General features: G+C 43.2%; 11 protein-coding genes. 3 read left to right on the forward strand and 8 right to left on the reverse strand.

Annotation, left to right across the window (positions count from 1 at the left end):
• Positions 1-113: 113 nt before the first annotated feature.
• Positions 114-692 carry a LemA family protein gene (locus tag ACVW0P_RS12040; protein WP_354426845.1) on the reverse strand — a complete coding sequence of 193 codons (579 nt, stop codon included), beginning with the start codon at positions 690-692 and terminating at the stop codon, positions 114-116.
• 203 nt (positions 693-895) lie between these two features.
• On the opposite strand from ACVW0P_RS12040, the gene ACVW0P_RS12045 reads away from it, so the two are divergent.
• The gene (locus ACVW0P_RS12045) at positions 896-3,184 is read left to right on the forward strand and encodes a GH92 family glycosyl hydrolase (protein ID WP_457132303.1); all 2,289 of its coding nucleotides are present in this window, start codon (positions 896-898) and stop codon (positions 3,182-3,184) included.
• 199 nt (positions 3,185-3,383) lie between these two features.
• On the opposite strand, the gene ACVW0P_RS12050 is transcribed toward ACVW0P_RS12045, so the two are convergent.
• A complete protein-coding gene (locus ACVW0P_RS12050) occupies positions 3,384-3,956 on the reverse strand; it encodes an RNA polymerase sigma factor (RefSeq protein ID WP_457132304.1) in 573 nt (190 codons plus the stop codon).
• A gap of 230 nt (positions 3,957-4,186) precedes the next feature.
• Between ACVW0P_RS12050 and ACVW0P_RS12055 the strand changes: the two genes are divergently transcribed.
• Positions 4,187-5,737, forward strand: coding sequence for an NAD(P)/FAD-dependent oxidoreductase (locus ACVW0P_RS12055; protein WP_457132305.1), 1,551 nt, complete (start codon positions 4,187-4,189; stop codon positions 5,735-5,737).
• A 109-nt stretch (positions 5,738-5,846) separates the two neighbouring features.
• On the opposite strand, the gene ACVW0P_RS12060 is transcribed toward ACVW0P_RS12055, so the two are convergent.
• The 4 genes from ACVW0P_RS12060 to ACVW0P_RS12075 form a co-directional block, all read right to left on the reverse strand.
• Positions 5,847-6,062: a hypothetical protein gene (locus ACVW0P_RS12060; protein WP_457132306.1), complete on the reverse strand. Its 216-nt coding sequence runs from the start codon at positions 6,060-6,062 to the stop codon at positions 5,847-5,849.
• A gap of 103 nt (positions 6,063-6,165) precedes the next feature.
• Positions 6,166-6,561 carry a hypothetical protein gene (locus ACVW0P_RS12065; protein ID WP_354426840.1) on the reverse strand — a complete coding sequence of 132 codons (396 nt, stop codon included), beginning with the start codon at positions 6,559-6,561 and terminating at the stop codon, positions 6,166-6,168.
• A gap of 13 nt (positions 6,562-6,574) precedes the next feature.
• Positions 6,575-7,150, reverse strand: coding sequence for an RNA polymerase sigma factor (locus ACVW0P_RS12070; protein WP_457132307.1), 576 nt, complete (start codon positions 7,148-7,150; stop codon positions 6,575-6,577).
• 243 nt (positions 7,151-7,393) lie between these two features.
• Positions 7,394-8,938 (reverse strand): glycoside hydrolase family 10 protein, encoded by a 1,545-nt coding sequence (locus tag ACVW0P_RS12075; protein WP_457132308.1) that lies wholly within the window; start codon positions 8,936-8,938, stop codon positions 7,394-7,396.
• Between the two features lie 253 nt (positions 8,939-9,191).
• Here ACVW0P_RS12075 and ACVW0P_RS12080 point away from each other — a divergent pair, with 253 nt between their 5' ends.
• On the forward strand, positions 9,192-10,118 hold the full coding sequence (locus tag ACVW0P_RS12080; protein ID WP_457132309.1) for a hypothetical protein: 927 nt from the start codon (positions 9,192-9,194) through the stop codon (positions 10,116-10,118).
• Between the two features lie 241 nt (positions 10,119-10,359).
• On the opposite strand, the gene ACVW0P_RS12085 is transcribed toward ACVW0P_RS12080, so the two are convergent.
• Both ACVW0P_RS12085 and fabD read right to left on the reverse strand, forming a co-directional pair.
• Positions 10,360-14,055 carry an ATP-binding protein gene (locus ACVW0P_RS12085; protein ID WP_457132310.1) on the reverse strand — a complete coding sequence of 1,232 codons (3,696 nt, stop codon included), beginning with the start codon at positions 14,053-14,055 and terminating at the stop codon, positions 10,360-10,362.
• Between the two features lie 120 nt (positions 14,056-14,175).
• Positions 14,176-15,057 carry an ACP S-malonyltransferase gene (gene fabD, locus ACVW0P_RS12090; RefSeq protein WP_457132311.1) on the reverse strand — a complete coding sequence of 294 codons (882 nt, stop codon included), beginning with the start codon at positions 15,055-15,057 and terminating at the stop codon, positions 14,176-14,178.
• Between the last annotated feature and the right edge of the window lie 64 nt (positions 15,058-15,121).

Here is a 15,121-nt window from a genome sequence, read left to right on the forward strand (position 1 = left end):
TAATTAGTGATTTAGTGATTAGTGGGTGGGATTACACCGATTTTACTGACTTGGATTTTAAAGGATGATTACACCGTTTTAATCAATCGATGTAATCATCCCTTAATCAATAATTAGAACGCTACTTTCGGTGCTTTATCAGAACCGGCTTCGCTTTGGAAATATCCTTTTACAGGGAAACCAAACAACTTAGCGGTAATATTAGCCGGGAACGTACGAACCTTACTATTGTACGCCTGTACCGACTCATTAAAATCTCGGCGGGCTACACCAATACGGTTCTCAGTACCCTCTAACTGTACTTGTAAATTCCTGAAGGCATCGTTAGCCCTAAGCGTAGGATAGTTTTCTGATGCAACCAATAAACGGCCTAAAGCGGTACTTAGCTGGCCTTGTGCTTCCTGGTATTTCTGGATGGTTTCCGGTGTAAGTTTAGTTGGATCAACCTGGATCGAGGTAGCCCTTGCGCGTGCATTGGTTACTTCGGTTAAGGTTCCTTTTTCAAAGTTAGCTTCGCCCTTTACAGTTGATACCAGGTTAGGTATAAGGTCGCTGCGGCGTTGGTACTGGGTTTGCACCTCGCCCCATTTGCCTTGAACGTTCTCGTCAGATTTTACCATGCCATTGTAACTGCAGCCACCCATTAGGGCCAATACTACAACAACAGCTATTACGATAAGTAGATTTTTCATTTGTGTGTTTTTGTTTATTTATAGTGATGTGAATTTACAAATTAGATTACAAAACCTGTACCGTTGTTACAAAACGTAACATTTACGCCATAATGGCAACAATTAGCTGTGTAAATGTAATTAAATACCGCTAACAAGCTATATGATTTTATATTTGCCAACGTTAACACGTTACTGATCACGCATTATCATCCCAGCAATAAATGAAAAAGATATTTTCTGCTCTTTTAATTTGTACCGGCCTGCATGCAGCGGCCCAAAAACCCCACGAAAACTTAGTGCAATACGTAAAGCCTATTATCGGCACACAACGTATGGGCCATACATATCCGGGCGCAACCGTACCTTTCGGCATGGTGCAGCTTAGCCCCGAAACTGATACCGCCAGTTACGAACTTAACGGTAAATACAACCCTAAAGTTTATGAGTACTGCGCAGGTTACCAATACGAGGATAAAACCATTGTAGGCTTTAGCCACACCCACTTTAGTGGTACAGGCCACTCAGACCTGGGCGATTTTTTAATTATGCCAACTGTGGGTGCTTTAAAACTTAACCCCGGCGTTGCCGATAAACCGGGCAGCGGTTACCGCTCGGCTTTCTCGCATGCTAACGAGGTAAGCGCGGCCAACTACTATAAAGTAAAGCTTGATGCGTCAAACATCACTGCCGAAATGACCACCAGCACCCGTGTTGGTTTCCACCAATACACTTTCCCAAAATCAGATCAATCGCATATTATTTTAGATCTGATGGCGGGTATCTATAATTATCCCGACAAAACTGTTTGGACTTACGTAAAGATCCTGAACGATAGCACACTGGTAGGTTACCGCCAAACAAACGGCTGGGCACGTACCCGCAACCTGTACTTTGCTATGGCGTTCAACAAAAAGTTTACTCAGCATGGGTTTAAGAAATACGATAAACGCGAAGTGTACGGCGGTTTCTGGGGTAAATTCAATCAATCGAAAAACTTCCCGGAGTTAGCCGGCAAGCAGATCCGTGCTTACTTTGATTTTAAAACCGAAGAGGGCGAAAAGATCAAGATCAAATTCGCGTTATCGCCGGTGAGCATGGATGGCGCAATGGCAAATATGCAAGCCGAAGTACCGGGCTGGGATTTTGACAAAGTAAAAAACGACGGGCAAGCACAGTGGGAAAAAGAGTTGGAGAAAATTACAATCAACGCTTCTACAGAGCGCAAGCAGGATTTTTATACCGCCATGTACCACACCATGATCAACCCGACCATTTACATGGATGTTGACGGGCAGTACAAAGGCCTCGACCAAAATATTCATAAGGCGGATGGCTTTACCAACTATACCACCTTCTCGTTATGGGATACTTACCGCGCTTTGCACCCGCTGTTTAACATTATACAGCCGAAACGTAATGCCGATATGGTAAAATCGATGATGGTACATTTTGATCAAAGCCCCGAAGGGATGCTACCTGTCTGGAGCAACTCGGGTAATGAGAACTGGTGTATGAGCGGCTACCACAGCGTATCTGTAATTGCCGATGCTGTTGTTAAAGGCAACGCGCCGTTTGATACCGAAAAAGCTTTAGCTGCCTGTGTGGCTACAGCGCGCCACCGCAGTTATGAGGGTATTGGCGAGTATATGGATAAAGGATATATCCCTGATGAGAAAACAGGTGTATCGGTATCTAATACTTTAGAGTATGCTTATGACGATTGGGCTATTGCACAAATGGCTAAGAAATTAGGTAAAACGGACATATATAATGAATTTATAAAACGCAGCGAGAATTATAAAAATGTGTACGACAGCAAATCGGGCTTTATGAGGCCAAGACTCGCAGATGGTACTTTCCGCGCTAAGTTTGACCCATTAAGCACCATTAACGAAGGTTTTATTGAGGGTAATGCCTGGAATTACACGCTGTTTGCACCTCAAGATCCCGAAGGTTTAATAAAACTGATGGGTGGCAACAAACGCTTTGTGCCTTATTTAGATTCGTTGTTTACCATGAACCTGCCGGATAAATACTTTGCCGAAACAGAAGATATTACCCGCGACGGTATCATTGGCAACTACGTGCACGGTAACGAGCCATCGCACCACGTGGCATATTTGTACAACTGGACAAACCAACCATGGAAAACTCAGGAACGGATCCGAATGATATTGCCACGTATGTACAAACCAACACCGGATGGTTTGGGCGGTAACGACGATACGGGCCAAATGAGTGCCTGGTACATTTTCAGTTCGATGGGTTTTTACCCTGTAGCACCAGGTTCAGTTGATTACTCCATCGGTAGTCCATCTGTAAACAACGCCACCATACAGGTTGGTAGCGGCAAAACGTTTAACATTGTTGTGAAAAACCAAAGCGAGAAAAACGTTTACGTACAAAAAATGACCCTGAACGGTAAGCAATATACAGCCTTAACCCTAACTCACCAGGATATTATGAATGGCGGCGAAATGGTGTTTTACATGAGTGCAAAGCACAAATAAGAAAATAGAGTGAGGAGTAGAGATTAGTTGAATAATATCGAAGTATAATAGAAAGGTGGGTAGCGAGAGTTGCTCACCTTTTTGATTTATTGATCAACCTGGCGGGCTTGCCGGTAGTAATCAATAAATCTTTGTGAAGTAGTTTGGTATAGGTTATTCTATAAATTCTTTAATTCAAAATCCGGTTCAGACGGACTTATTATCCTGCCATGCAGTGGCGCTCTCTTATAGCCAGGGTGTTCAATTTTTCTTTAAGGATGGTGCGGGCGCGGTGCAGGGTAGTGCGCGATAATAATTCGCTCATGCCTAATTTGCTTCCTATTTCCTGGTGAGAAAAACCTTCAATAGCGTACATGTTAAATACCGAACGGTAAGTATCCGGTAATTGCTGTACCATGTTCATCAGGTCGCGGGCTTCTAAACCGTTATCGTTGTAGCTGCTGCTAACCGGAATGCCTTGCTCAGCAAAATCCTCAACCAAAACCACGTTTTTAGCCTTGCGGTAACGCGAAATAGCACTGTGTACCATAATACGGCGGATCCATCCTTCAAGGCTCCCTTCGCCACGGTAGTTGCCCATGTTCTTGAACATCTTTATAAAGCCTTCCTGTAGAATATCTTGCGCTTCGTCTTTATCTTTAGCATAGCGCAGGCAAACGGCAAGCATTTTTGGTGCTAATACTTTATATAACATTTCTTGTTGCTTTCTGTCGTTACGCAAGCAACCATCCCAAAGGGTTTGTAAGCGGTTATCAACGGTAGTCATCATCATCTTCATTATTTAATATGTAATGGCCTATGCCAAAATGCAACCATTTTTATAAGTTGTTGATTTTAAGGTATATAAAATTGAATGATAAGTGAAAAGTGTTCGGTATCGTACGGTCAACCGTTCTTTACCGAACGTCTTTTTTAAAAAAAGACTGCCAGCTTCCAACTAAAAACTGCTAACTGAAAATCTTATCTTTGCACTATCCGGGATAAAAACCCGGCAATAGCAACATGGTAAAAGAAGTAGAAATTGTATGCCCGCCGGGCCAGCGGGATGATGAAGCAGTTTTAATTGGTCTGGCTTCGACAGCAATAAATATCCCGCAGCAAAAAATTACCGGTATCAAGATCCTGAAGCGGTCTATTGACGCGCGTGGCAGAAAGGTGCTTTACCGCATGCAGGTACGCGTCTTTGTAGACGAGCCTGTACAAACGGAGACCTATACCCCCGAATATAAAAGCATTAAGGATAGTAAAAGAGTGCTGATAGTGGGTGCCGGCCCTGCGGGGATCTTCGCCGCGCTGCAATGCATTGAACAAGGGCTAAAACCTGTGATACTGGAGCGTGGCAAAGATGTTAAACAACGCCGCCGCGATCTGGCGAACATCAACAAACAAGGCCTGGTAAACCCCGAAAGCAACTATTGCTTTGGCGAGGGCGGGGCAGGCACATACTCCGACGGTAAGCTCTACACCCGTAGCACAAAACGAGGTGACGTGAATAGCGTACTCAAAACTTTTGTAGCCCATGGTGCGACCGATGATATTTTGGTAGATGCCCGCCCGCATATAGGCACTAATAAGTTGCCGCAAATAATCACCGCCATGCGCGAAAGTATTTTGGAAGCAGGCGGCGAGTTTTTGTTTGATACCAAAGTAACCAGCCTGTTGGTGAGTTTCGGTAAGATACAAGGCATACAATTAGCCAATGGCGAAAAGCTATTGGCAGATGCGGTGATTTTGGCTACAGGCCACTCGGCACACGATGTTTTCAGGATGCTGCATAGCCAGGATATTTTAATAGAGGCCAAGCCATTTGCACTCGGCGTACGGATAGAACATCCTCAGGAAATTATTGACCGCGCGCAATACCATTGCGAATACCGCGGCCCTGATCTGCCACCTTCGTACTATAATTTGGTGGAACAGGTGGAGGATAGAGGTGTGTTTTCGTTTTGTATGTGCCCCGGCGGAATTATTGCCCCCTGTGCTACCGCGCAGGATGAGATAGTAGTAAATGGTTGGAGCCCAAGCAAACGTAATAATCCTTTTGCCAACTCGGGTACTGTGGTGCAGATAAATATGGAGGATGTAAAAGGTGATATGAACGATCCCTTTCGCATGCTTAACTTTCAGCAACAGGTAGAGCATTTGGCTTTTAAAGCCGGCGGCGGTAACCTGGTTGCCCCTGGCCAGCGCATGGTTGATTTTGTGGAAGGCCGTGTATCTTTGGATTTGCCGGAAAACTCTTACCTGCCTGGTTGCAAAAGTGTAGACCTGAAAGAGGTGCTTCCTGACTGGATCCATAACCGCCTGCGCAAAGCATTGCCTGCATTTGGCCGTAAAATGAAAGGGTATTATACAAATGAAGCCATACTGGTTGGAGTGGAATCGCGCACATCATCGCCCATCAAAGTGCCCCGCGACCGCGAAACCTTTCAACACCCGCAGGTAGCAGGTTTGTTTCCTTGTGGCGAAGGTGCGGGTTATGCCGGAGGTATAATCTCCGCCGCGATTGATGGTGTCAATTGCGCTGACGGGGTAAAAAGGTATTTTAGTTAATTAAAACGCGTCATTGCGAGGTACGAAGCAATCTCTACACAAGCAGGTCCGCCCTGTATAGCAAAGAGATTGCTTCGTGCCTCGCAATGACGCGAGGAGAATAATTTACTTAATAAGGCAGTTCCTCGCAGGTAAACCCGGCTATTTGCAGCATGTGATTTATAGTTTGCGGCTCAACGCCGCTGCTTACAACGCGCAGGATATTATCGCAATCTTCCAAATCAAAATTATATTGGCGTATCTCGGCCAGCGAGGTTAGCAGCGGGTGGATCCGGCTTACTTCCTGCTTGTTGGCAACACTTGTTTTAAATATCAGCACATCCATGATAGAGTGGGTTTTTAGTTGTAGGTTATTTGGGTGCGGGATTCCGGTGTGGGGAGCGGCGATAAATTGATTATTCCTCGCTTCCTACACCTCAGTCCGGCATTTATTCTTTTTCTGCAATCGGCTCGTCTTTCCAGGCATCGCGCCAATCCTTACGCTCGTTGCGTGGTTTGCACCAGGCAAAGCGGCTTTCCATTTGCTCCTTAAAACGTGTACGATCTTCCGGCGACATGTCTTTTAGCCTTTCTTCCATCATTTGCTTACGGCGCATCCACGGCGGGCCACCCCCGCCACGGCCTTTGGGTCCGCCAAAACCAAATAATATCTTACATAGCACAAATATGCCCATGGCCTGCCAGTAAGTAATGGTTGTTACGTGTAAAATATCGGGTAGCAGGTTGTTCCAAAGTTGCATTACTACATAGCTAACAAGGGCTAATATGGCTGCGATGCCTATGGGGAAAAATATGAACCTGCGTTCGTAAAATAACTTTTTCATTTTGTTTCTTTTTTTAATATTCTGTAATTTCTCTATACAATTGTTTTAACCGCTTACGCAGATGCAATACTGCGTAGCGTTTACGCGATACAAGCGTGTTGATGTTCTCGCCTGTTTTTTGGGCTATTTCTTCAAACGGCATATCGTCAAGCTCCTGCCAAATAAATACCTGGCGTTGGTTTTCGGGCAGCTCGTCAAGCGCTATAAAAAGCTGGTCCCAAAAAAGGTTGCGCAGGTAAGTGGTTTCGGGCGTGGTTGGTTCGGTAAGCAGTATCGATTGAAAATCAAAATTATCTTCCTCGTCATCACCCGCGGCAGGCAGCATATCATCCAACAAGGTTTCGGTACGTTTTTTATGCTTGTCGATGATCCTGTTTTTTGCCACCCGGTATAACCACGCGCTGGTTTGCTCTATAGGCCCGGCATTTACCACATTGCTAAACTGGTACCAAACATCCTGCAGGATGTCCTCAGCATCTGCATCGTTTTTTACCCGCTTGCGGATAAACCCCAACAGGCTTTTACCATACGACGCAATGGTTTGTATGATATGGCTGTTGTTGTCCTGGGGCATCGATGCTGCTGTCAATTTATGATGTGTTTAAATATAAAGACGAGCCACCTTTAAAAACATTTTAAATTATTTTATTTTTTTGGAGATAGGATGGAAATGCGAGGCAAGGGGGTTACTCACCCCGTCCCGATAGCTATCGGGATCGCTGCGCTCGTCTATCCTCTCTTCGCTGCGCGGAAAGAGGGTAAAAAAAAAGTTATTAATATTCAAACCCCCTCTTTGCGAAGCAGAAAGGGGGTGATGGGGGAGTGAATTTTACTACAACGTTATTGCCATAGTTGGCGTTCGGTCGCTTTCGTTCTTAAGCCTGTCAAGCGCGGTTACAACGTAGAAATAGGTTTGCCCTTGTTGTACGTTACTATCCATATATAATGGCTCGGTATCGTATTGGATATGCAGGATGTTTTTGGGATCGCCCAAGTCAAATTTCTCATTTCCCTGGAAACGGTAAATCACATAACCATAAACGGGGTCATTATCCGCAGCGGGCAATGGTGCCTGCCATCTCAGCATTATACCCTTTGCTTCGGGCTTAGCAGTGAAAGCCTGCGGGGCATTCGGCGGGATCGAATCTCGCCATAACATCGGCGGCGGCAGGGCCGGGTATCGGTAAAAATCTTTCTTTAAAGTATCTACCAAATGATTAGCATTGGCCATCAACGTTTGCGACCTGAAGTAAACACTGCCCTGTACCCTCGGGTTAGCTCGTATCAAACGTAACTGGTTTGGTATCTCAGATGGGTTTTTAAACGCGGGGCTGCGCTGCTCATAAAAGCGGTATGGCCCCTGCCCAATGTATAAATGCCTATTGTAAGTATTGTTGCTCCACCAGTTTAACAAGGTATCAAATGAGGCGGCGCGGTTGCCAATGTGCCAGTAAATTTGCGGGTTGATGTAATCTATCCAGCCTTCCTGCATCCATTTGCGGCTATCGGCAAAGTTTTCGATGTATGACGAACCACCATTGGTGGCAGAACCATCGGGGTGCTGGCTTTTATTGGCCCAAATACCAAACGGACTGATACCGAACTTCATATTTGGTTTATACTTGTGGATGCTGTCGGTAAGCATGTGCACCAGTTTATCAACGTTATCGCGGCGCCAATCTTTTATATTATCAAAGCCCTCGCCATATTTGTTAAAAGCATCCAAGTCGTTTATTACCTGGCCTCTTACCAGGTAGGGGTAAAAGTAATCGTCCATGTGAATGCCGTCAACATCGTAGTTTTTTACCACATCTAATATTACCTGCACAATGTATTCGCGCACCTCGGGTAAACCGGGGTTAAATAATTTTATGCCATCGTAATAAAAAAACCACTCGGGTTTAGTGCGGGTGATATGATTAAGTGCCAGGGTCCAAAATTTATTATCAAAGGTTGCACGGTAGGGGTTAAACCAGGCGTGCAGTTCCATGCCGCGCTTATGGGCTTCGGTAGTGGCAAATTCTAAAGGGTCGTAACCGGGTTCCCGGCCTTGAGTGCCGGTTAAATATTTTGACCATGGCTCACGGCTTTTAGCGTAAAATGCATCGGCCGCCGGCCTTACCTGGAACATAATGGCATTGATACCCGCCTGTTGATGAAAATTCAATTGGTTTAGCAGGTCTTTTTTTTGAGCTTCGGCTGTAGCGCGGGCATTGGTTGGCCAATCGAGGTTTACAACGGTGGCTATCCATACGCCTCTAAATTCGCGCTTGGGCTGGGTTTGGGTAACCGGTTCTGGCGTAACGCTTTGTGCAATTGACAGGGAACATATAATTGAAAAGAAAACGGTGATAAATAAGTATCTGTAGAATTGCATTAAGTACGTGTTTTATTTTTAAAGCCTCAAAGATATAAACTCATAACTAAGCTGTTTTAGTATTAGTATAATAATTACAGCTATTTTGTGTTTTATTGATATTGTATTTATTTTAGCCCGGCCCGGTATATGTACAAACAACACGAAGTTTACTGCGTTGTGTTAGTTTTTACCTATATTTATAAATAAGAAGTAAGATAAATTATACCAGGCTACCAGCCTGTTATATTATCATAACCTTTAACTAATTACTATGGAATACCAATCATTTGATAATCAGCCGAACCAAGCGCCTAAAAAAAATTCGAACGTAATTTACTTTTTGATAGCGGTTGTGGTTGCATTATTAGGTACCGATGTTTACCTATACACGCAAAAGAATAAGTCGGATACGAAAATCGTTTATCAAAATGATGAGAAAACCAGGCTGCAAACCGAACTTGACAGCCTTGAAGCGCAAATAGAGCAGGTTAATGCGGGTAGATCAAAAATGTCGGTTGCTATGCAGGCAAAGAATGATTCGCTGCGTGTGAAGATCCGTGTGTTAAGAAGTGAACTTGCAAAAGGTAAACTTACTGTTGCCGAGCTTAACAAAGCCCAAGAAGATATTAAACAATTGAGATATTTTGTTACCAAATACACTGCCGATATCGAAGAGCTTAAAAAGGAAAATTCGACCTTAGCTACCGAGCGGGATACTTTAAAGACCAATTTAGCTACTGTTAGCCAAAAGGCTACAGCGCTTGAGCAAAAGAACCAGGAACTTGATACCAAGGTTAAGGTAGCATCGGCTATTAAGGTTGCCACCGCCGATGTTGTTGCATACAAGGTAAAAAATAGCGGTAAAGAAAGCGACGTTACAAAAGCCAAACAGGCGCAAAAAATCAAGATAAACTTTACTGTTGCCACTAATGCTGTCGCCGAAAAAGGCCTGCATGACGTGTATGTACGTATTATTGACCCAACGGGAAACCTGATCACTCAAAACGATTCGGCTACGTTCAGCGCCGATAGCCAGGATCTGCAATTTACCTACAAAACTTCAATCGACTTTAGGGATGATGGTAGCGGTTATACTATCGACTGGATAAACCCTGTACCGTTCCAAAAGGGCACTTACACTGTGCTTTTATATGCGGATGGTTACACTATGGGTAAAACCAGCATCACACTGAAATAAAGAATTATTTAGATCTTCAAAGACCCGGTTGCATTTGCAACCGGGTCTTTTTTGTGCATGCCTGCTGGCGCATACGTGCGGCGTGCGTCACTTCAAATATTGTAATATGTCCATGGATGTAGTCTCATAATTACACCCCGAACGCCGGGGCCCGAAAAGGATAACGAAGGTATTGCTTTAGACATTTGATTTGCTTACTGCAATCGGATACCTGGCATGCTCAAAATTACAAAGGCGTTAATTATACTGTATCCGAACTATCCGCAGGAAAGCTTAGGTAAAAAGTGGTGCCCACATCAATGGTAGTTTCAAACCATACCTTACCATTGGCATTTTCGATAGAGTTTTTAACGAATGCAAGGCCCAATCCGGTACCCGAGCTTTTGGTAGTGAAGTTTGGCTCGAAGATTTTTTCGCGCATATTTTCCGGGATGCCATTACCATTATCTTTTATGGTAAGCAATATGTTTTTGGTGGTGACGAGGTAATTAATATCGATAATACAGTTACGCTCTTGCGGGGTTGCTTCAATAGCATTTTTAAGCAGGTTGTTAAAGCAACGGAGTATCTGGTCGCGGTCGGCACCAATATAGAAAGGTGTTATTGGCGGCTCCATGGCTATGGTAACATTATCCATCTGTTTAAAAATGGTGACTGCTTTACCAAAAACCTCAAAAATATCCATTCGTTCTATTCGCGTATCAGGCATTTTGGCAAATGCCGAAAACTCGGATGCGATAGACGACAAACTCTCAATTTGCTCCACAAACGATTTGCTGAAGCGCTCAAACTTTTGGTCAAATTTAGGGTCTTTATCCCTCCACGATTTATCAAGTAGTTGTAAACCCAGTTTAAGCGGCGTTAGCGGGTTTTTAATTTCGTGCGCAACCTGTTTTGCCATTTCGCGCCAAGCCGTTTCACGTTCAGACTGGGCAAGTTTTTGGGCGCTATTCTCCAATGCGGCTATCATGTTATTATACTCCTTAACCAACGCGCCTATCTCATCGTCTCGGTCCCATTTAATAGGCTCGTTCTTTTTACCGTAAATTGTTTTACTCAAGTTGTATTGGATAAAATTTAGCGGCGCGGTAATCTGGCGGGCTATAATCACCGCGAATAAACCAATGGCTATAAACACCAGCGCATAAACGTTTATCATGATGTTAAGTAACGACCCAATGCGCTCGGTATAATCAGCAACGTTTGCAAAGTAGGGCAGTTGCAGATAGGCAATGGTTTCGTGCTTAACGTTACGGATAGGGGCATAGGCAGCGGTATATTTCAATAACCCTATCTTTTCTTCGCTTACCACCTCAGATTTTTGCATGCCATTTAAAGCGATAAATGCGCGCCCGTTCATTTGGCGGCAAAGCAAGCCATAATCGTAAATCTTGGGCTGTGTTGTAATCAGCAGCTTACCCTCGAGGTTAAACAGGCTAAGATCGGCCGAGTAAGTGTTGGCCAAATCATCAAATTGTATCTTGCTGTTTTCTGTAATATTACTTGTGTAATTAGTAATTGGCCCGTCCTCCAAAGCTGCCGCTATCTGCATTATTTTAGACCGGATAAGCTTTTCTTGCTGGGCCTGGTACTGTGTGCTGATAGATACGAAAGTAATTATGCCAACCAATATCAATGTGATAACCACAGCAAATATCATCGAGAACTGGATGCGTGTTTTATAAAGTATCCTATCTAACGTAAATTTAAATGTCCACTTAATACGGTCGTTATTTACATTTAGTATTTTAACGCGGATCCATATTAAACGAATGAGAATGATAATGCCGCCAAAGGCCAGGAACACTACAAAGAAGAACGTAAGCGCGGTAATTGTTGATAGCAGCACATTGTTTTCTTGCGTTACAACAATAAGGTTACGGTTAGCCGGCTTGTACAGTAAATGGCTGTAAGTTGTAAACTTATTGGCAAAGTCCTGCTTGGTGCTTTGGGTGGTTTGAATAATATACTTTTTAAGCGGGCCTTTAAACTCGTTATTGCGGATGCTATAAACATAAGTACCGCTTTGCCCAATAAGAGTATTATCGGTATAAAATGCGAATGAATAATTTTTAAATTCATCGGCACTGCCCTTTACCTCTTTATCCACCAGCAGATCGGGGAAGGTGCCTGCGGCTAATAATGGTTTTGACTTAAGTTCCACCACAATAGTGCCCAGCTTTTTAGTGCCATCCATTACCGGTAGTATGGCAAAATAACTTTGAAAGCCGAAGGATTCATTTTGGCGATAGAAATATGTAGACACCTTAAAAGAACTATACACCACCATATCCTTAAATACATCAAGTGAATAATTTTTATCAACTGAGATAGGTTGATCTAAGTTGTCGTACTCATGTACTTCAAAATCGTACTTGGACAAGTATCTGTCAAAATACATCTTTTGAAGGCGAGTTTCCAGGTAATCTGACGTGTGGTCGGGTTTTTTGTAATAGTTTACTAATAATGGATCAACAATAATTTCTTTCTCGATCTTCTTAAACAATACGTCGGCAGTGGCATCATCCGGCACTTCAAGCCTTTGTATGAGTACTTTGCGCAGGTTCTGTTCTTTAATGGCTTCAAAATGGTTAAGTTTTATTGAAGCAATAACGGCGCATATTAGCACAATACTTAAAAAAGATGTGGCTGTGAATTTTTTGTCGCTATATAAAAAGGCATAGCCTCTTATAACAACCATTGTCATCCACAGCAGGTAAAACAAGCTAAACTCCCAATAAAAAGCAGTGATTGCCGTAGCTATAATTATACTGCATAAGAAAATAAGTAACTGTTGTAAAACCGGGATATCCAACTTAAAGCAAAAAGTTAATATAACCTCGTTTAGCAATACAAACATCATAAAGCTAAAGCAGAGCATGAACACCCCGAGCAAACTAAAACCCGAAAGGTTAAGTACGTTATTTACATCGAAACTGATGGTAGAGTTGAGAACCAAACCATAATACACCCTTAAAAGGTTAGTGGATGTAACAATAAGTAAAAGTATACTGCCAATAAGTATTGCATAACTTACTGCTTTGCCCGGTATCCTGCTTATGAGCCTGAGCCGATACGTGTAGGCAAATACAACAAGCCAGCACATAAATAATATGTTGATACAAAAATCGCCAAGGGAACGGAATATTGGCGACGAGGCATACAGCTTAGGGCTAAACAGCGAAAGTTCCTGAGTAAAGTTTGGCCAGCCGTAATAAAGGTTTACAAACCTAAACAGTACTGCAAAGCCCGCCATAAACAATAACGCCCAATATATATATCCTTTTTGGGTGAGGTAAATCGCTATGTTATTTACCATTATTAAAAGCGTGAGGATGGCCAATAACCAGAAGCCGGCTACAATGTAAAAAAAGCGGTGGTTAACACCTTTAACGAGTTTTAACGAGAATAGGTACACGTTATTAATATTGTGTACGGCATAAACATTCTTATCGGTAAAATCTGCTATGGCTATATTGTCATCAATAGTAAGATCTTTAGCGAAGATATTTTCGAGGTATTCGTTTGTGAATGGATAGCTGGTTTTTACCGGGATAAAGAATATAACAGATGTATTACCCTCGGTTTTTTTGATTGTTTCGTAATATCCGTTTGGCTGTTTGATAAACGAACAACCCTCTTTTACCTGATTAAAATTGGTGGGTATAATTTTGGCACCGGTCCAAAAATCGAGTTCTCCATTTTTATAAACAAGTATCCAAATAGCGTTGTCTATTGTATACTCGTTAATATACTGCAACCCTTTGGCAGGAGTGTTGCGTAATTGCTTTATCTCGTTAAAAACCTGCTTATCCTTTATTGAATTATAAATTAGCGTTTCTTTACCATGCAGGTTGTTTTCTAATAATTTGGCCGTTTGTAAAAGGTTATTATCGGGCGTATATGTGCCTTCTACAACTATTGCTGTAAATAGCAATGTTGTAAATAACAATCCCAATAATACACGTATTTTCCCGGCGGTGCTCAAACTTTAATTCTACTCTAAATCATCTTTAAAAATAAAGCCATCCGTTAACTACAGCATGGCTTATTATAACTATTCTATCACGGCACTTGCCGTAGCAACCTCGCGGTTAACCTTTTTAACAAGGCCTTGTAATACCTTGCCCGGTCCAACCTCGGTAAACGAGGTAGCGCCATCTTCCAGCATGTGCTCAACGGTTTGTGTCCAGCGTACCGGGCCGGTTAACTGCGCTATCAGGTTATGTTTTATATGTTCAATATCTGTATATGGTTTTGCATCGATATTTTGATACACCGGGCAAATGGGCTCTTTAAATTCGGTATTTACAATTGCAGCCTCCAGTTCAACGCGCGCGGCTTCCATTAAAGGCGAGTGGAATGCACCACCCACGTTTAATTTAAGCGCACGCTTGGCACCTGCTTCGGTCATTTTGATACAAGCAGCTTCAACACCCGCCTCTGTACCGGATATTACCAATTGACCAGGGCAGTTGTAATTTGCAGGCACAACTACGTCTGTTAAACGTTGGCAAATATCTTCTACTGTAAAATCATCTAAAGCTAAAATAGCTGCCATGGCACCGGGCTGTATCTCGCAAGCTTTTTGCATTGCATTTGCACGAGCGGCCACTAAACGCAGGCCATCGGAAAATGATAACGCGCCAGCGGCCACTAATGACGAAAATTCGCCCAGTGAATGCCCTGCAACCATATCCGGTGCAAAATCAGGTAATACTTTAGCCAATATTACCGAGTGCAGAAATATGGCGGGTTGGGTAACGTTGGTTTGCTTAAGATCTTCCTCGGTGCCATCAAACATTACATCGGTAATGCGGAACCCAAGAATTTGGTTAGCTTGTTCAAATAATTCGTGGGCTGGCTCGCTTTGTTCGTAAAGGTCTTTACCCATGCCAGGGAACTGGGCACCCTGGCCCGGAAAAATGTATGCTTTCATTGTATAGTACTTTTTATTAGATGCGAAAGGCGGGTAATCAGTGCGTTTTCGCATTCATCAACCC

The sequence above is a fragment of the Mucilaginibacter sp. UYNi724 genome, assembly GCF_054057495.1.